This is a genomic window from Pseudomonas sp. TE50-2, from assembly GCF_040813665.1.
GTDB lineage: Bacteria > Pseudomonadota > Gammaproteobacteria > Pseudomonadales > Pseudomonadaceae > Aquipseudomonas > Aquipseudomonas soli.
Genome location: NZ_JBFNXN010000001.1, coordinates 2,506,619 through 2,524,306, shown reverse-complemented (window position 1 = coordinate 2,524,306; position 17,688 = coordinate 2,506,619). Strand labels below are relative to the sequence as shown.

Annotated in this window: 15 protein-coding genes; 13 read left to right on the top strand and 2 right to left on the bottom strand. The window is 64.8% G+C overall.

Features of this window, described 5'->3' with window-relative positions; translation table 11 throughout:
• Window position 1 precedes the first annotated feature (1 nt).
• The gene (locus AAHK21_RS11595) at window positions 2–766 is read left to right on the top strand and encodes a TerB family tellurite resistance protein (protein ID WP_367857289.1); all 765 of its coding nucleotides are present in this window, start codon (window positions 2–4) and stop codon (window positions 764–766) included.
• Between the two features lie 51 nt (window positions 767–817).
• Here AAHK21_RS11595 and AAHK21_RS11590 read toward each other — a convergent pair whose 3' ends face one another.
• The gene (locus AAHK21_RS11590; protein ID WP_367857288.1) at window positions 818–1,828 is read right to left on the bottom strand and encodes an alpha/beta hydrolase family protein; all 1,011 of its coding nucleotides are present in this window, start codon (window positions 1,826–1,828) and stop codon (window positions 818–820) included.
• A gap of 95 nt (window positions 1,829–1,923) precedes the next feature.
• Here AAHK21_RS11590 and AAHK21_RS11585 point away from each other — a divergent pair, with 95 nt between their 5' ends.
• From AAHK21_RS11585 to trpE, 9 genes are all read left to right on the top strand, one after another.
• Window positions 1,924–4,326: a transporter substrate-binding domain-containing protein gene (locus tag AAHK21_RS11585; protein WP_367857287.1), complete on the top strand. Its 2,403-nt coding sequence runs from the start codon at window positions 1,924–1,926 to the stop codon at window positions 4,324–4,326.
• Window positions 4,320–4,952, top strand: a complete 633-nt coding sequence (locus AAHK21_RS11580; RefSeq protein ID WP_172670942.1) for a response regulator transcription factor — start codon at window positions 4,320–4,322, stop codon at window positions 4,950–4,952. The genes AAHK21_RS11585 and AAHK21_RS11580 overlap by 7 nt, the downstream gene beginning before the upstream one ends.
• Before the next feature lie 281 nt (window positions 4,953–5,233).
• Complete coding sequence (locus AAHK21_RS11575; RefSeq protein WP_046857370.1) at window positions 5,234–6,346, top strand: ABC transporter ATP-binding protein; 1,113 nt, start codon at window positions 5,234–5,236, stop codon at window positions 6,344–6,346.
• Between the two features lie 40 nt (window positions 6,347–6,386).
• Window positions 6,387–7,421, top strand: coding sequence for an ABC transporter substrate-binding protein (locus AAHK21_RS11570; protein ID WP_046857369.1), 1,035 nt, complete (start codon window positions 6,387–6,389; stop codon window positions 7,419–7,421).
• A 126-nt stretch (window positions 7,422–7,547) separates the two neighbouring features.
• Window positions 7,548–8,795 carry an ABC transporter permease gene (locus AAHK21_RS11565; protein ID WP_367857286.1) on the top strand — a complete coding sequence of 416 codons (1,248 nt, stop codon included), beginning with the start codon at window positions 7,548–7,550 and terminating at the stop codon, window positions 8,793–8,795.
• A gap of 11 nt (window positions 8,796–8,806) precedes the next feature.
• Window positions 8,807–9,634 (top strand): ABC transporter permease, encoded by an 828-nt coding sequence (locus tag AAHK21_RS11560; protein ID WP_023630658.1) that lies wholly within the window; start codon window positions 8,807–8,809, stop codon window positions 9,632–9,634.
• A 210-nt stretch (window positions 9,635–9,844) separates the two neighbouring features.
• Window positions 9,845–10,519, top strand: coding sequence for a ribulose-phosphate 3-epimerase (gene rpe, locus AAHK21_RS11555; RefSeq protein WP_367857285.1), 675 nt, complete (start codon window positions 9,845–9,847; stop codon window positions 10,517–10,519).
• Window positions 10,516–11,334: a phosphoglycolate phosphatase gene (locus AAHK21_RS11550; RefSeq protein WP_023630656.1), complete on the top strand. Its 819-nt coding sequence runs from the start codon at window positions 10,516–10,518 to the stop codon at window positions 11,332–11,334. The genes rpe and AAHK21_RS11550 overlap by 4 nt, the downstream gene beginning before the upstream one ends.
• Before the next feature lie 70 nt (window positions 11,335–11,404).
• Window positions 11,405–12,886, top strand: coding sequence for an anthranilate synthase component I (trpE, locus tag AAHK21_RS11545; RefSeq protein ID WP_367857284.1), 1,482 nt, complete (start codon window positions 11,405–11,407; stop codon window positions 12,884–12,886).
• Window positions 12,887–12,918: 32 nt separating this feature from the next.
• On the opposite strand, the gene estP is transcribed toward trpE, so the two are convergent.
• Window positions 12,919–14,820 (bottom strand): esterase EstP, encoded by a 1,902-nt coding sequence (gene estP / locus AAHK21_RS11540; RefSeq protein WP_367857283.1) that lies wholly within the window; start codon window positions 14,818–14,820, stop codon window positions 12,919–12,921.
• 373 nt (window positions 14,821–15,193) lie between these two features.
• Here estP and AAHK21_RS11535 point away from each other — a divergent pair, with 373 nt between their 5' ends.
• From AAHK21_RS11535 to trpC, 3 genes are read left to right on the top strand one after another with little or no spacing between them, the layout of a single operon-like run.
• Window positions 15,194–15,787, top strand: a complete 594-nt coding sequence (locus tag AAHK21_RS11535; RefSeq protein ID WP_046857364.1) for an aminodeoxychorismate/anthranilate synthase component II — start codon at window positions 15,194–15,196, stop codon at window positions 15,785–15,787.
• A gap of 9 nt (window positions 15,788–15,796) precedes the next feature.
• Window positions 15,797–16,846 (top strand): anthranilate phosphoribosyltransferase, encoded by a 1,050-nt coding sequence (gene trpD, locus AAHK21_RS11530; protein ID WP_046857363.1) that lies wholly within the window; start codon window positions 15,797–15,799, stop codon window positions 16,844–16,846.
• Window positions 16,843–17,676: an indole-3-glycerol phosphate synthase TrpC gene (trpC, locus tag AAHK21_RS11525; protein WP_367857282.1), complete on the top strand. Its 834-nt coding sequence runs from the start codon at window positions 16,843–16,845 to the stop codon at window positions 17,674–17,676. The genes trpD and trpC overlap by 4 nt, the downstream gene beginning before the upstream one ends.
• The last annotated feature ends 12 nt before the right edge of the window (window positions 17,677–17,688 follow it).

Here is a 17,688-nt window from a genome sequence, read left to right as displayed (position 1 = left end):
TATGTGGTGGCCGAGCACAGTGATTGGTGCCGGTGCCGGTTTCGCCGTGGCCAGCATCCCCGGTGCGTTGCTGGGGGCGCTGCTGGGCCAGGCCATGGATCGGCGCCTGCGGCTGCAGGGTTGGGAAGACGTGCGCGAGCGCCTGGGTGGGCGCCCGGCGCTGCGTGACGAAGAGTTGTTGTTCGTGTTGCTCGGCCGCTTGGCCAAGAGTGATGGCCGGGTTGTCGAGGGCCACATCCAGCAGGCGCGACAGGAGATGTCCCGTCTGGACCTGGCGGAACCTGCTCGGATGCGAGCGATTGCCGCGTTCAACCGTGGGAAGTCGGGCAAGGAGCGCCTGGGGCACTACCTGCGCCGTATCAGGGTGCAGCCCCACGGCGCCGAAGGTACCTTGCGCGCCTGCTGGCGCATGGTCTGGGCCGACGGCAAGGCCGGGCGGCAGGAACGCGACCTGTTGCTGGGCTGGGGCCAGCAGTTGGGGCTCAGTCGCAACCAGATACAGGCCTTGTCGCTGGAGTATGAGCCTCGCCGGTCGTCGATCGAGGGCGGTGTCATGACCTATGCGGCGGCGCTGAGGTTGCTGGGGGTGGAGCCGGACACCGAGGCGGACAAGGTCAAGCAGGCCTATCGGCGATTGCTCAGCCGGCATCATCCGGACAAGCTGGTGGGCAGTGGCGCCAGCGAAGCGAAGGTGCGCGAGGCGACCGAGCTTACCCGTGAGTTGCATCAGGCCTATGCCATGATCCGCAAGCGGCGGGGCTTGTAACGCCATTGTGGGCAAGGTCGCGCCTGCCCGAGTAGGCAGGCGCGGTCACTCTTACTCTGTCTTCGGCGTCAGCCAGCCGCGTACCCGACGCAACAGTTGTTCTTGCTCCGCCGATTTGTTGCCAGGCACGGCCATCAGCGAAAGCTGTCGGTACAGGCTGCTCTTCTGCCGCTTGCTGGCCTGCAGGCGCTGCTGGGCCGCGAGCCGATCGGCTGTGCGGGTGGCGTAGTAAAGGTCGGCGGTCGGCACCTTGAGGGTCGGCGTCAGGCTCAGCAGGTCATGCTCGACTCGCGCCGGTGTCTGCGCGGCGACCATCACCAATTTCTGCACCTGAGGCGGCTGCTTCTCGCTGAGATAACGCGCGGCCCAGTATGCGCCACTGCCGCTGCCCAGCAGCACGATGCTGCGCGCCTTCTGCTGCTGGGCATAGGCCACGGCGGCGTCGAGGCGGGCGAAGATACGCTCGGCGTCTTCCTCGCTGGTGTGTTCGTCGGCTTCGACCGCGTCGGTGCTCTCGGCGGTATCCGCTTCCGGCGCGGTCGCCTGGGCGACGTTGGCGTTGGCATCGGCGGGCGTGTCCTTGCCCGGAGCCGACTCACCGTCCTCTTTTTTCGGTTCGATTGCAGGCTTGGCCTCGACCCGCGCCTGTGGGCGCTCGGCCAGCAGGTCGGGCATGCTCAGGCTCAAGGTGCTCCAGCCGACATCGGGGAAACCACGGCGCAGCGGGCCAACAGTGGTCGGCCAGTCGGCGCTTTCGCCCGCGCCAGGGACAATGATCACCGCGCCTTGCGGATCGCTGTCGTTGGCCGGCCTCCACAGCGCCAGGAAGTTTTCACCATTGGCCTGCAAGGTCTGTTGTTCTGCCTTGGGTACCTGGCGCTCGAGGGCCAGTGCATCGTCCTGGCTACGCTCGAGCAGCGGTGGGCGCGGAGCGGGGGCGGAGGCAGCGGCAGCGGCCTCGGTGGGCGCCTCGGGTTTCTCGGCGTCGTCGGCCTGAGCCGCGAACGGCAGGGCCGAAGCCAGGCAGAACATTGCCAGCGTCGTGCGATAAAGTGTGAACATCGATCAATCCAAGGCCAGAATCATACCGGCAGCCTAATGGTATTTGCCCGCGACGGCCACGCCAGGTGGCCGTCATTGCCAAGACGAGCGTAGAGATGAAGCGAGTGCGTTGCCTGTGGGTTATCGGCTGGTTGTGTCTACCCTTGATCGCCCTGGCCAAGCCGCAGGCGCCGCCCGCCGAGGTGCTGGAGCCAGCCCAGCAGCAATGGCTGGATGAACACCGCGACTTGCGCGTCGGCCTGGTACTGCAGGCGCCCTATGCCCAGTTCGACCGCCGCCTGCAGCAATTCTACGGGGCCAACGTCGAACTGGTCGGCGCCTTGTCCCAGGCGTTGGGCCTGGATTTGACCTGGCGCGGCTTTGCCGACCAGGCCGCTCTTGAGCATGCTTTGCAGGCGGGCGAGATCGATTTCGCCCCAGGCCTTATGCAAACGCCGACCAGCCTGCGGCTGTGGTTGTTCAGTGACCCTTACATGCGTGTGCCGCAATTGGTGGTAGGCATGCGCAGCGGCGCGGTAGCCGTGGAACTGGAAAAACTGAACGCCAATGAACGCGTGGCGGTACGCATGCCCGGTACCTTGGCGGATTACCTGCGCGGCAACTACGGCAATCTGAACCTGCAGGGTGTACCCGACGAGCGCGAGGCCCTGCAGTTGGTGTTGGGCGGGCAGGCCAGCTTCGCCGTACTGGACGAGGCGCAGCTCAGCCGGCTGTCGCGCGAAGGCGAGTTTGCCGACCTTGCGGTGGTGGGTGATATCGGTCTGCCGCAGTTGCTGCGGGTCGGCTCACGGCGCGATTGGCCAGTGCTGGCCGATATTCTCGAGCGTGCCTTGCAGGCCCTGCCGGCCAAGACCCTGGAGCAGATGCACCAGCGCTGGTTGCAGCCCAGGTATCCACGGTTCTCCGAATCTGCCGGGTTCTGGCAGAACCTGGCCTTGCTGTTCGGCCTGCTGCTGCTGTGCGCCTTGGCCACCCTGGCCTGGCAGCGTCGTCAGCAGCGGGGCCTGGAGCGTGGGTTGCTGGCGGCCCGGGAGAGCCTGGTCGAGCGCCAGGTGCGTGAGGAGGCTTTGCGCCTGAGTCAGTTTTCCATCGACCAGAGCACGGTGGGCATCCTCTGGGTCAACTGGGACAGCCATGTGCGCTACGCCAACCATGCCGCCGAGCGCATGCTGGGCTTTGCCGAGGGGGCGTTGCTGGAACTGCCGCTGGTCGTTATCGAGCCGAACCTGAAGATGGACCGCTGGCTAGAACTGTGGAAGCGTGCCCGTACCGGCGATGGCGGCGAGCAGCAGTTCGAAAGCCAGTGTCGGCGCGCCGATGGCAGCCTGTTCCCGGTCGAGTTGTCGCTGTCGTTCCTGCGTTTTCGCGATGCCGAGTACCTGGTGGTGTTCCTCGCCGACGTCACCGAGCGCCGGCGCGACCTGGCCGCGTTGCGCGAAAGCGAGGCGCGGCTCAAGGGGATCGCTGGCAACGTGCCGGGGCTGGTGTTCCGCCTGGAGCGCGATCCGGCCGAAGGCGACCCGGAATTTCCCTATATCAGCGAAGGCAGCGAGGCGCTGGTCGGCTACACCCCGGCGGCGATCCAGCACCCGCAGATGGGGCTGCGCAACCTGGTCCACCCGGAGGATCGCGCCGACTACCATCGGGTCCAGGACCTGGCCTTGGCCAGCGATCAGGACTGGTCCTGGCAGGGGCGTATCCTCACCCGCCAGGGCGAGCAGCGCTGGGCCGACATCAAGGCGACCACTCGCCGCCTGGCCGATGGGCGCATGGTGTGGGACGGCGTGGTCTGGGACATCACCCAAGGCAAGCAGGCCGAGCTGGCGCTGGCCGGGTCCCAGGAGCAATTGCGCGAGTTGTCGGCGCACCTGGAAAGCGTGCGCGAAGAGGAGAAGGCGCGGATTGCCCGCGAAGTCCACGACGAACTGGGGCAGATGCTCACGGTGCTCAAGCTTGAGGTGTCGATGTGCGAGCTGGCGTTCGCCGAGCTGGACCCCGCCCTCAACGAGCGCCTGGCCAGCATGAAGCGCCTGATCGCCCAGCTGTTCCAGCTGGTTCGCGACGTGGCCACGGCCCTGCGCCCGCCGATCCTCGACGCCGGCATCGCCTCGGCCATCGAGTGGCAGGCGCGGCGTTTCGAGGCGCGTACACAGATCCCCTGCCTGGTGCAGGTACCGGACAATCTGCCACCCTTGAGCGATGCCAAGGCCATCGGCCTGTTCCGCATCTTGCAGGAGGCGCTGACCAACGTCATGCGCCATGCCCAGGCGCACACGGTGCAGATCGAGCTGGTTCACGAGGCCGGGCAGTTGCGCATGACCGTGATCGACGACGGCGTGGGGTTTGCCATGGAGGCGGCACGGCCGACTTCGTTCGGCCTGGTGGGTGTGCGTGAGCGGGTGCTGATGCACGGTGGCAGCATGAGCCTGGATAGCGAGCCGGGTGAGGGCACCAGCCTGAGCGTGGCGATTCCTTTGAAGCAGGAGAAACAATCGTGATTCGAGTGCTGGTGGCGGAAGACCACACCATCGTCCGGGAAGGCATCAAGCAATTGATCGGCCTGGCCAAGGACATGCAGGTGGCGGGCGAGGCGGGCAATGGCGAGCAGTTGCTGGAGACCCTGCGCCACACGCCCTGCGAGGTGGTGCTGCTGGATATCTCCATGCCTGGGGTGAATGGCCTGGAGGCGATCCCGCGGATCCGCGCGCTGAACAATCCGCCGGCGATCCTGATGCTGTCGATGCATGACGAGGCGCAGATGGCGGCGCGGGCGCTCAAGGCCGGTGCCGCGGGCTATGCGACCAAGGACAGCGACCCGGCGCTGTTGCTCACGGCCATCCGCCGGGTGGCGGGGGGAGGGCGCTACATCGACCCGGCCCTGGCCGACCGCATGGTGTTCGAGGTGGGCCTGACCGAAACCCGGCCGCTGCACACACTGCTGTCGGAGCGCGAATTCTCGGTGTTCGAGCGCCTGGCCCAGGGCGCCAACGTCAACGACATCGCCCTGCAGCTGGCGCTGTCGAGCAAGACCATCAGCACCCACAAGGCGCGGCTGATGCAGAAGCTCAAGGTCAACTCGCTGGCGGAGCTGGTGAAGTACGCCATGGAGCACAAGTTGGTGTGAATGTTCTGGTTACGACAATAGCTTTTACGCGATCTCAGCGTAGGAGCGGCTTTAGCCGCGATGCAAGCGCCGCTGTCTCCGACACCCGCTTCGCGGGTGATCGCGGCTAAAGCCGCTCCTGCAAAGCTCGAGTTATCTGAAAACGCCATCCTTGTAGGGCGATCCCTACAGCAACACTTCCATCCGGATGATGGCATTCTCTCAGCGCCCCCGATTTCCGGGGCTTTGCGCGTCTTCTACGCTTTTGCCTACGCAGTCATTCCAACAAGAAGGTGCAGGGCATGAGCGAGGCGAATTCGAACGAGACGCTGGTCAGCTTCCGAGGTGTGCAGAAGAGCTACGACGGCGAATCGCTGATCGTCAAGGACCTCAACCTGGACATCCGCAAGGGCGAGTTCCTGACCCTGCTCGGCCCTTCCGGTTCGGGCAAGACCACCAGCCTGATGATGCTGGCAGGTTTCGAGACCCCCACCGCCGGTGAGATCCAGCTGGCCGGGCGCTCGATCAACAATGTGCCGCCGCACAAGCGCGATATCGGCATGGTGTTCCAGAACTACGCACTGTTCCCGCACATGACCGTGGCCGAGAACCTGGCCTTCCCGTTGACCGTGCGCAACCTCAGCAAGACCGACGTCAGCGAGCGGGTCAAGCGCGTGCTCGGCATGGTCCAGCTCGATGCCTTCGCCAAACGCTATCCCGGCCAGCTTTCCGGTGGCCAGCAGCAGCGCGTGGCGCTGGCCCGCGCCCTGGTATTCGAGCCGCAACTGGTGCTGATGGACGAACCGCTTGGCGCCCTCGACAAACAGCTGCGTGAACACATGCAGATGGAGATCAAGCATATCCACCAGCGCCTGGGCGTGACCGTGGTCTACGTGACCCACGACCAGGGCGAAGCGCTGACCATGTCCGACCGGGTGGCGGTGTTCCACCAGGGCGAGATCCAGCAGATCGCCGACCCGCGCACCCTTTACGAAGAGCCTTGCAACACCTTCGTCGCCAACTTCATCGGTGAGAACAACCGCATCAACGGCACCCTGCTGGCCAGTGACGGTAATCGTTGCCAGGTGCAACTGGCCCGTGGCGAGCGGGTCGATGCGCTGGCGGTCAACGTTGGCCAGGCCGGTGACCCGGTGACCCTGTCGATCCGCCCCGAGCGGGTACGCCTGAACGGCCACAGCGAGAACTGCGTCAACCGCTTCTCCGGTCGTGTCGCCGAGTTCATCTACCTCGGCGATCACGTGCGGGTGCGCCTGGAGGTCTGTGGCAAGGCCGATTTCTTCGTCAAGCAGCCGATCGCCGAGCTCGACCCGGCCCTGGCTGTGGGCGACGTGGTACCGCTGGGCTGGGAGGTGGAGCACGCCCGCGCGCTCGATCCGATTGCCGAGGCCCATTGATGGTTTGCTTCACCAACCCTGAACTGTGGAGAGAATAATAATGCGCAAGCAGTTGAAACTGACCGCCCTGGCCCTTGGCCTGTTCGCCGCCGGCCAGGCCATGGCGGCCGACCTGACCGTGATTTCCTTCGGCGGCGCCAACAAGGCGGCCCAGACCAAGGCGTTCTACGAACCATGGGAAAAGGCGGGCAAGGGCAAGATCGTCGCCGGTGAGTACAACGGCGAGATGGCCAAGGTCAAAGCCATGGTCGACACCAAGAGCGTCAGCTGGAACCTGGTCGAGGTGGAGTCGCCGGAGTTGGCCCGGGGTTGCGATGAAGGCATGTTCGAAGAGCTTGATCCCGCACTGTTCGGCAACGAAGGCGACTTCGTGCCCGGCGCCATTCAGCCGTGCGGCGTGGGCTTCTTCGTCTGGTCCACGGTGCTGGCCTACAACGCCGACAAACTCAAGAGCGCGCCTGCCAGCTGGGCCGATTTCTGGGATACCAAGAAATTCCCGGGCAAACGCGGCCTGCGCAAGGGCGCCAAGTACACCCTCGAATTCGCCCTGATGGCTGACGGCGTCGCACCCAAAGAGGTGTACAAGGTGCTGGCGACCAAGGAAGGCCAGGACCGCGCCTTCAAGAAACTCGACGAACTCAAGCCGAGCATCCAGTGGTGGGAAGCCGGTGCCCAGCCGCCGCAGTACCTGGCCTCGGGTGACGTGGTCATGAGCTCGGCCTACAACGGTCGTATCGCCGCGGTGCAGAAGGAAAGCAACCTCAAGGTGGTGTGGAACGGCGGCATCTACGACTTCGATGCCTGGGCCATCCCGAAAGGCGCCAAGGATGCGGAGGAGGCGAAGAAATTCATCGCCTACACCGTCCAGCCCGAGCAGCAGAAGACCTACTCCGAGAACATCGCCTACGGCCCGGCCAACAGCAAGGCGGTGGAGCTGCTGTCGGCCGAGGTGAAGAAGGACATGCCGACCACGCCTGAGAACATTGCCAACCAGGTGCAGATCGACGTGGCCTTCTGGGCCGACAACAGCGAACAGCTGGAGCAACGCTTCAACGCCTGGGCGGCGAAGAAGTAAACCATCTGGAGCTTTCATCGCTGGCGAGCCGGCTCCCATAAAACCTGTGCAGTACTTGTGGGAGCCGGCTTGCCGGCGATGGGCTGCGCAGCAGCCCCAATTTCAGCCTGTATCGCGGAGTTCGCCATGGCCATTGCAGTGCCCCTCAACGAAGGCGCGGGTAAAAGCCTCAAGCAGCGCCTCAAGCATGCCGAGCGGGTCAACCGCTGGAAGGCCCAGGCGTTGATCGCGCCGCTGGCGCTGTTCCTCCTGCTGGTGTTCCTGGTGCCGATCGCGGCGCTGTTGTACAAGAGTGTCGGCAACCCCGAGGTGGTCGCCGGCCTGCCGCGCACCGTCGAGGCAGTGGCGCTGTGGGATGGCAAGAGCCTGCCGGGCGAGGAGGTCTACAAGGCCCTGAGCCAGGACCTGGCCGAGTCTCGCAAGAACCAGACCCTGGGCGACCTTTCCAAACGCCTGAACATGGAGCTGGCCGGCTATCGCAGCCTGTTGGCCAAGACCGCGCGGGCGCTGCCGTTCAAGGCCGAGCCTGCCTCCTATAAAGAAGCCTTGCAGACGCTCGACGAGCGCTGGGGCGATCCTGCCTACTGGCAGGCGATCCGTCGCAACACCAGCAGTGTCACGCCGTTCTATCTGCTGGCCGCGCTGGACCACCGTATCGACGACCTGGGCGAATTGGCCAAGGCCACCCCCGACCAGGCCATCTACCTGGACATCTTCGCTCGCACCCTGTGGATGGGGGTGGTGATTACCGTGATCTGTCTGTTGCTGGCCTATCCCCTGGCGTACCTGCTGGCCAACCTGCCGACCCGGCAGAGCAACCTGCTGATGATCCTGGTGCTGCTGCCGTTCTGGACCTCCATCCTGGTGCGGGTGGCGGCCTGGATCGTGCTGTTGCAGTCAGGCGGGCTGATCAACAGTGCGCTGATGGCCATGGGCATCATCGATCAGCCGCTGGAGCTGGTGTTCAACCGTACCGGCGTGTACATCTCCATGGTGCACATACTGTTGCCGTTCATGATCCTGCCGCTGTACAGCGTGATGAAAGGTATCTCGCCCAGCTACATGCGGGCGGCGATCTCCCTCGGCTGCCATCCGTTCGCCAGTTTCTGGCGGGTGTACTTCCCGCAGACCTACGCCGGTGTCGGCGCCGGCTGCCTGTTGGTGTTCATCCTCGCCATCGGCTACTACATCACCCCGGCGCTGCTGGGCAGCCCGAACGACCAGATGGTCAGCTACTTCGTCGCCTTCTACACCAACACCAGCATCAACTGGGGCATGGCCACCGCCCTGGGCGGATTGCTGCTGCTGGCCACCGTGCTGCTGTACCTGATCTATAGCTGGCTGGTCGGCGCCAGCCGCCTGCGCCTGAGCTGAGGAGCCTTGTCATGCTGAGCCCTTACATGTCGCCCGTGGAGCGGGTGTGGTTCTACAGCCTGCGCATCCTGTGCGGCCTGATCCTGCTGTTCCTGGTATTGCCGGTGCTGGTGATCATCCCGCTGTCGTTCAACAGCGGGAGCTTCCTGGTCTATCCCCTGCAAGGCTTCTCGTTGCACTGGTACCAGGACTTCTTCGCCTCCGCCGAATGGATGCGCGCCCTGAAGAACAGCATCATCGTTGCCCCGGCAGCCACGCTGCTGGCCATGGTGTTCGGCACCCTGGCGGCCATCGGCCTGACCCGTGGCGACTTCCCCGGCAAGTCGCTGGTGATGGCGCTGGTGATCTCGCCGATGGTGGTGCCGGTGGTGATCATCGGCGTGGCCAGCTACCTGTTCTTTGCGCCGTTGGGCATGGGTAACAGCTTCACCTCGCTGATCCTGGTACATGCAGTGCTGGGTGTGCCGTTCGTGATCATCACCGTGTCGGCCACGCTGCAGGGGTTCAACTACAACCTGGTGCGCGCGGCGGCGAGCCTTGGGGCCTCGCCTCTGCTGGCCTTCCGTCGGGTGACCTTGCCGTTGATCGCCCCTGGGGTGATCTCCGGGGCGCTGTTCGCCTTCGCCACGTCGTTCGATGAGGTGGTGGTGACCCTGTTCCTCGCCGGGCCCGAGCAGGCGACCCTGCCACGGCAGATGTTCAGCGGCATCCGCGAGAACCTGAGCCCGACCATCGCTGCGGCGGCGACCTTGTTGATCGCCTTCTCGGTGATCCTGCTGCTGACCCTGGAGTGGTTGCGTGGGCGCAGTGAGAAACTGAGGACCCAGCAGCCAGGTTGAATCTTCGACGCAGGTGACGTGGGAGCGGCGATGCGGCGACCCGACTTGCCCCGCGATGGCATATCGAATTCACGATCGCAATCGCGGGGCAAGCCCGCTCCCACGCCATCCGTTCGACCATCTGCCGCGCCGGCGTTGATACCAATCAGCCCCGATCCGCTTCCCTGAGTTACAATGCGCGCCACCGTGATTCTGCCCAACAGGTGCGCCATGCAGCCCTACGCTATTGCCCCCTCCATTCTGTCCGCCGACTTCGCCCGCCTGGGCGAGGACGTCGACAAGGTCCTGGCCGCCGGGGCCGACATCGTCCACTTCGATGTCATGGACAACCACTACGTGCCCAACCTGACCATCGGTCCGATGGTCTGCAGTGCCCTGCGCAAGTACGGCGTGACCGCACCCATCGACGTGCACCTTATGGTCAGCCCGGTCGACCGCATCATCGGTGACTTCATCGAGGCCGGCGCCACCTACATCACCTTCCACCCGGAAGCCTCGCAGCACATCGATCGCTCGCTGCAACTGATCAAGGACGGCGGCTGCAAGGCTGGCCTGGTGTTCAACCCGGCCACCAGCCTGGATGCGCTGAAGTACGTGATGGACAAGGTCGACATGGTCCTGCTGATGAGCGTCAACCCGGGCTTCGGCGGCCAGAAGTTCATCCCCGGCACCCTCGACAAGCTGCGCGAAGCCCGTGCCCTGATCGACGCCAGCGGTCGTGACATCCGCCTGGAGATCGACGGTGGCGTGAACGTCAACAACATCCGCGAGATCACCGCCGCCGGCGCTGACACCTTCGTCGCCGGCTCGGCGATCTTCAATGCCCCGGACTACAAGGAAGTCATCGACAAGATGCGTGCCGAAATGGCGCTGGCACGCGCATGAGCGGCTTCGAGCAGCTGTTCCCGGGGACACTGCCCAGGCTGGTGATGTTCGATCTGGATGGCACCCTGATCGATTCGGTACCCGACCTGGCCGCAGCCGTCGACCGCACGCTGCTCGAACTCGGGCGACCGCCTGCTGGCCTTGAGGCCGTGCGCCACTGGGTGGGTAACGGCGCCCAGGTGCTGGTGCGCCGGGCCCTGGCCGGCGGTATCGATCACGCCGCGGTGGACGACGAGCTGGCCGAGCGCGCGTTGGCGCTGTTCATGGAGGCCTATGCCGACAACCATGAACTCACCGTGGTCTACCCCGGCGTGCGCGACACCCTGCGCTGGTTGCGCAAGCAGGGTGTGGAGATGGCGCTGATCACCAACAAGCCCGAACGCTTCGTTGCCCCCTTGCTCGACCAGATGAAGATCGGGCGCTATTTCCGCTGGATCATCGGTGGCGACACCCTGCCACAGAAGAAACCCGACCCTGCGGCGCTGCTGTTTGTCATGAAAATGGCCGGCGTCAGCGCCGAGCAGGCGCTGTTCGTCGGCGACTCGCGCAGCGATGTGCTGGCCGCCAAGGCCGCAGGGGTGCAGTGCGTCGGCCTGAGCTATGGCTACAACCATGGCCGCCCCATCGACGAGGAGTCGCCCAGCCTGGTGCTCAGCGACCTGCGCCTGCTGCTGCCCGGTTGCTTAGTCACCGACACTGGGATAACGTTGGCGGACCTTCAAGCCCCGCAAAGCAGAGACAACGACGTGGTGGTTACTGGCAAATTCTGGATGAAAGTCATCAAGGCCCTGGCCCGCTGGCGCTGGCGCGCCTGACTCCCGCCCGCCGGCGCCTGCCGGTACATCCGTTTGCCCGACCCCATTGCTGCTTGCCCCGAGGCTACACATGACCCGCGAAGAATTCCTGCGCCTGGCCGCTGCCGGCTACAACCGCATCCCACTGGCCTGCGAAACCCTGGCTGACTTCGACACGCCGCTGTCGATCTACCTGAAACTGGCTGACCAGCCCAACTCCTACCTGCTCGAGTCCGTGCAAGGTGGCGAGAAATGGGGCCGCTACTCGATGATCGGCCTGCCGTCGCGCACCGTCATGCGTGTGCATGGCTACCATGTGAGCATCCTGCAGGATGGCGTCGAGGTGGAAAGCCACGACGTCGAAGACCCGCTGGCTTTCGTCGAGGCGTTCAAGGACCGTTACAAGGTCGCTGACATCCCAGGCTTGCCGCGCTTCAATGGTGGCCTGGTCGGTTACTTCGGCTACGACTGCGTGCGCTACGTGGAAAAACGCCTGGGCGCCAGCCCGAACCCCGATCCGCTGGGTGTGCCGGATATCCTGCTGATGGTCTCCGACGCGGTGGTGGTGTTCGACAACCTGGCCGGCAAGATGCATGCGATCGTGCTGGTCGATCCGGCCGAAGAACAAGCGTTCGAGCAGGGCCATGCCCGCCTGCAAGGTTTGCTGGACACCCTCCGCCAGCCGATCACCCCGCGCCGCGGCCTGGACTTGAGCGGGCCGCAGGCGGCCGAGCCCGAGTTCCGCTCCAGCTACACCCGTGACGACTACGAAAGCGCGGTGGGCCGGATCAAGGAGTACATCCTGGCCGGCGACTGCATGCAGGTGGTGCCGTCCCAGCGCATGTCCATCGACTTCAAGGCCGCGCCCATCGACCTTTACCGGGCGCTGCGTTGCTTCAACCCGACGCCGTACATGTACTTCTTCAATTTCGGCGACTTCCATGTGGTCGGTAGCTCGCCGGAAGTGCTGGTGCGGGTCGAAGACAACCTGGTGACCGTGCGCCCGATCGCCGGTACCCGCCCGCGTGGCGCCACCGAAGAAGCCGACCGGGCCCTGGAAGACGACCTGCTGTCGGATGACAAGGAAATCGCCGAGCACCTCATGCTGATCGACCTGGGGCGCAACGACGTGGGCCGTGTATCGTCCACCGGCAGTGTGCGCCTGACCGAGAAGATGGTGATCGAGCGTTACTCGAACGTCATGCATATCGTGTCCAACGTCACTGGTCAGCTGCGGGAAGGCCTGACCGCCATGGACGCACTGCGGGCGATCCTGCCGGCCGGCACCCTGTCGGGTGCGCCGAAGATCCGCGCGATGGAAATCATCGACGAGCTCGAACCGGTCAAGCGCGGTGTCTACGGTGGCGCGGTGGGCTATTTTGCCTGGAACGGCAACATGGATACCGCCATCGCCATCCGCACCGCGGTGATCAAGGACGGTGAACTGCATGTGCAGGCCGGTGGCGGCATTGTCGCCGACTCGGTGCCGGCGCTGGAGTGGGAAGAGACCATCAACAAGCGCCGGGCGATGTTCCGTGCGGTGGCGCTGGCCGAGCAGACCTGCTCCAAGTAGGTTGATCGGGGCCGCAACGCGGCCCCGACAAATCAGAAGTCCAGGCTCAATGCCACGCTCACTCCCTGCTGGCGCAACTCATCACTCTTGCGCCAGTTGTAGTTCCCCCGCAGGTTCACCCCTGGCACCAGTTCATGGCTCACCCCCAGGCTGGCCCGCGTCAGGTTGCTGTGCGGTGTATAGCCGGTGAGGGTGAAGTCGTTTGCCGGCAGGCTGGTCAGGTGCATGCGCAAGTCCTGCTGGTCATCCTCGAACTCATGCTCGCGGGCCACCTCGGCAAACAGCTTTGTCGTCGGCAGCACTTGCACGCTACCCAGCAGGCCGGCTCCGAGCCGGCGCGACGTACGTTCCTGGTCGTCGAAACCGAGCGCCGTGGAGCGGCCGCTCTTCTCGTCGTAGCCATCGACCTTGACCCGCGCATAGTCGGCACTGATGAACGGCGCCAGTTGCCAGTGGCTGCTCTCGGGCGCCAGGTTGTAGCCCACCCGGCCGGTGACGGCCCAGGCCTCGCCATCGGTGTCGCCTTTCTCGCTGCGGTCGTTCACACCCAGGGCGAAGGTGCGCTTGAGGTCGCGGTAATCCAGGTGACCGGCGGTCAATGCCGCATCAGCCCACCAGCGATCCTGGCGGAACTGGGCGAAGGCGCTGGCCAGGTAGCTGTCGAGCTTGTAGTCCGAATCATCCTGGCCCGCCTCGAGCTTTTGTCGGTACACACCGGCCGCCACCCCCACGCGCCAGGCGTCTTCGAGCCGGTAGCTGCCGCCGAGGGTCAGGTTGTAGCCGCGCCCGTCACCACTGGCGGCGCTGCGCTGGCTGCCGAAGTCCAGGTCCTGGCCGCCGGTGGCGACGAAGGCCTGCCATTGACCGACGGCCTGCCAGGGTGTCTGCCACTGGTTGCGCAGTTCATCCTGGTGGGCGCGGATGCTGGCGTGGGCGATTTCCGGGAGCAGGGTCAGCTCCCACGGTGCGGCCAGGATCGAATAGGCATAGTCGGCGATCAACCGCTGGCCGGCGATGGTCGGGTGCACCGAGTCGTTGAACAGCAGCCGGCTCGGGTCCGGGGTCGTGCCGTTCAGCCCGTAGACCGGGTTGCCCACGCAGCCGTCGCCGCTGTAGCAGGTGCCGACCAGGTTCTGGTCGGCGGCCAGGCCGAACTGGGCGGGGTTGGTGAGGGCCTCCTGCAACAGGGTGGGAATGTTGAGCGGAATGATCTCGGCGTCGATCTGCCCGAGCTGGCTGACCAGCGACTGGTTGAACACGCCGGACAGCTGCGACAGCGGTCCTTGCTGGGGCGTGCCGCTGAAGTTCGGTGTCTGGCCCAGGTCTGGCAGCAGCCAGACCATGATGTAGCGCGCTCCGCCCTGTTGCAGCGCCTGGGCGCTGGCCGCCAGGCGGGCACCTGCTGCGGCTGCGGTCGCGGGGCTGTTGACCAGGCCCTGGAGGAAGTCGTTGCCGCCACCGGTCAGGTAGTACAGGGCATTGGGGTCGGCGCGCAGGCCGTTGGCCAGGTAACCGTCACGCTCGCGCAGGACCACCCCCGCGCCAGGGCGCCCGGGCGGGATGACGGCTTTCGAGGTGTCGGTGATCGAGTCGAGGATCTGCTGGGTGGTGTAGCCGCCCACGGCCCAGTTGTTGCCGTCGGGCGTGCCTTGCAACTGGTTGCTGAGTGATGTCGATGGTCCCAGGGCAGTTCCCGAAAAGCCCAGCCTGCCCCCCAGGATCATCGGCGATACGGGCGCGTAGTTGCCATCGGCATCGCGGTTGGTGAAACGCATGCCTGGCGTGCCGCCGGTCAGGTCGGGAAACTGCCCGGCATCACTGAGGCTGTCGCCAAAGACGATGAACGATGAATAAGGGGAGGGGCCGGCCATCGCCTGGCTGCAAGCCAGGGCGAGGATGCCGAGGGCGGAGTACAGGAAGGGAGTCTTGCGCATGCATGAATATCCTTTTCGTTGTTTTTATCGAAGCAAGCCGCATGACCTTAGCAAATCGCCGGTCTTCGCCCACCATCGCATTGGTTTCCCAGTGTTTACGGGCGTATTGCGCCCGTCGCCCCGGTAGGCTACTGTGCCCTGACGTATGAACGAGACCTACCCCGTGTTGATCGTCAGCAAACTCTTGATGCGCGTTATCAAGGCCGTCGCCCGTTGGCGTTGGCGCGCCTGACTTTATCTCTTGCCGGCATGCCCGGCCCGCTCCTGTTTGCCTTCCCTTCGCTTTAACCGCCGCTCACCGCGGAATTTTCCCGCGCCCATGGCAGCAGGGAAGGCTCGAATCAAAAGTCAGTATTCAAGAGGTTCGTTCCAGATGTTACTGATGATCGACAATTACGACTCCTTCACCTACAACGTCGTGCAGTACCTCGGCGAGCTCGGTGCAGAGGTCAAGGTCATTCGCAATGACGAAATGACCATCGCCCAGATCGAAGCCCTGAACCCCGAACGCATCGTTGTCTCCCCGGGCCCCTGCACGCCGAGCGAGGCCGGTGTGTCCATCGAGGCCATCCTGCACTTTGCCGGCAAGCTGCCGATCCTCGGCGTGTGCCTGGGTCACCAGTCCATCGGCCAGGCCTATGGCGGTGACGTGGTGCGTGCCCGCCAGGTGATGCACGGCAAGACCAGCCCGGTGTTCCACCGCGACCTGGGTGTGTTCGCTGGCTTGAACAACCCGCTCACCGTGACCCGCTACCACTCGCTGGTGGTCAAGCGCGACACGTTGCCCGACTGCCTGGAAGTGACCGCCTGGACCGCGCATGAAGACGGCTCCGTCGACGAGATCATGGGCCTGCGTCATAAAACCCTGAACGTGGAGGGGGTACAGTTCCACCCGGAATCCATCCTCACCGAGCAGGGACACGAGCTGTTCGCCAACTTCCTCAAGCAGACCGGCGGACGCCGTTAAGGACCGATCATGGAAATCAAGACCGCTTTGAGCCGCATTGTCGGCCACCTGGACCTGTCCACCGAGGAAATGCGCGACGTCATGCGCCAGATCATGACCGGCCAGTGCAGTGAGGCGCAGATCGGCGCCTTCCTCATGGGCATGCGCATGAAGAGCGAGAGCATCGACGAGATCGTCGGCGCGGTGTCGGTGATGCGTGAGCTGGCCGACAAGGTCGAGCTCAAGACCCTCGACGGCGTGGTCGACATCGTCGGCACCGGCGGCGACGGCGCCAACATCTTCAACGTGTCCACCGCCTCGGCCTTCGTGCTGGCGGCTGCGGGCTGCACGGTGGCCAAGCACGGCAACCGCGCCGTCTCCGGCAAGAGCGGCAGCGCCGACCTGCTGGAAGCTGCCGGCATCTACCTGAACCTGACCCCGGTGCAGGTGGCCCGCTGCATCGACAGCCTCGGCATCGGCTTCATGTTCGCCCAGACCCACCATACCGCGATGAAGCACGCCGCCGGCCCGCGTCGCGAGCTGGGGCTGCGTACCTTGTTCAACATGCTCGGCCCGCTTACGAATCCGGCCGGTGTGAAGCACCAGGTGGTCGGCGTGTTCACCCAGGCCCTGTGCCGCCCATTGGCCGAAGTGCTGCAGCGCATGGGCAGCAAGCATGTGCTGGTGGTGCACTCCAAGGATGGCCTGGACGAGTTCAGCCTGGCTGCGCCAACCTTTGTCGCTGAACTGAAGAACGACCAGATCACCGAGTATTGGGTCGAGCCGGAAGACCTCGGCATGAAGAGCCAGAGCCTCCATGGCCTGGCGGTCGACGGCCCGCAGGCCTCGCTGGAACTGATCCGCGATGCCCTGGGCCGACGCAAGACCGAGAACGGCCAGAAGGCCGCCGAGATGATCGTGCTCAACGCTGGCGCGGCGCTGTATGCCGCTGATCACGCGATGACCCTGGCCCAGGGTGTCGAGCTGGCTCACGATGTCCTGCACACCGGCCTGGCCTGGGAGAAACTGCAGGAGCTGGGCGCCTTTACCGCGGTATTCAAGGTGGAGAACGAAGCATGAGCGTACCGACGGTGCTGGAAAGGATCATCGCCCGCAAATTCCAGGAAGTGGCCGAGCGCAGCGCGCAGGTCAGCCTGGGTGAGCTCGAGCGCCTGGCCAAGGCGGCCGATGCCCCGCGTGGCTTTGCCAATGCCCTGATCGAGCAGGCCAGGCGCAAGCAGCCGGCGGTCATCGCCGAAATCAAGAAGGCTTCGCCGAGCAAGGGCGTGATCCGCGAAAACTTCGTGCCGGCGGAAATTGCCGTCAGCTACGAGAAGGGTGGCGCGACCTGCCTGTCGGTGCTGACCGACGTGGACTACTTCCAGGGCGCTGACATCTACCTGCAGCAGGCGCGTGCCGCCGTTTCGCTGCCGGTGATCCGCAAGGACTTCATGGTCGATCCTTATCAGATCGTCGAGGCCCGCGCCCTGGGTGCCGACTGCGTGCTGTTGATCGTGTCAGCGCTGGATGACGTGAAAATGGCCGAGCTGGCGGCCACGGCCAAGGACGTCGGTCTCGACGTGCTGGTCGAAGTGCATGACGGCGATGAGCTGGAGCGTGCGTTGAAGACCCTCGATACACCGTTGGTCGGTGTCAACAACCGCAACCTGCATACCTTCGAAGTCAGCCTGGAGACTACCCTCGACCTGCTGCCGCGTATCCCCCGCGATCGCCTGGCCATCACCGAGAGCGGCATTCTCAACCGTGCCGATGTCGAGCTGATGGAAATCAACGAGGTGTATTCGTTCCTGGTCGGCGAGGCGTTCATGCGCGCCGAGCAGCCAGGGTTGGAGCTGCAGCGGTTGTTCTTCCCCGAACAGGTGAAGAAGACCGTTCAGCAACTGGACTGATCGAACAGAGAG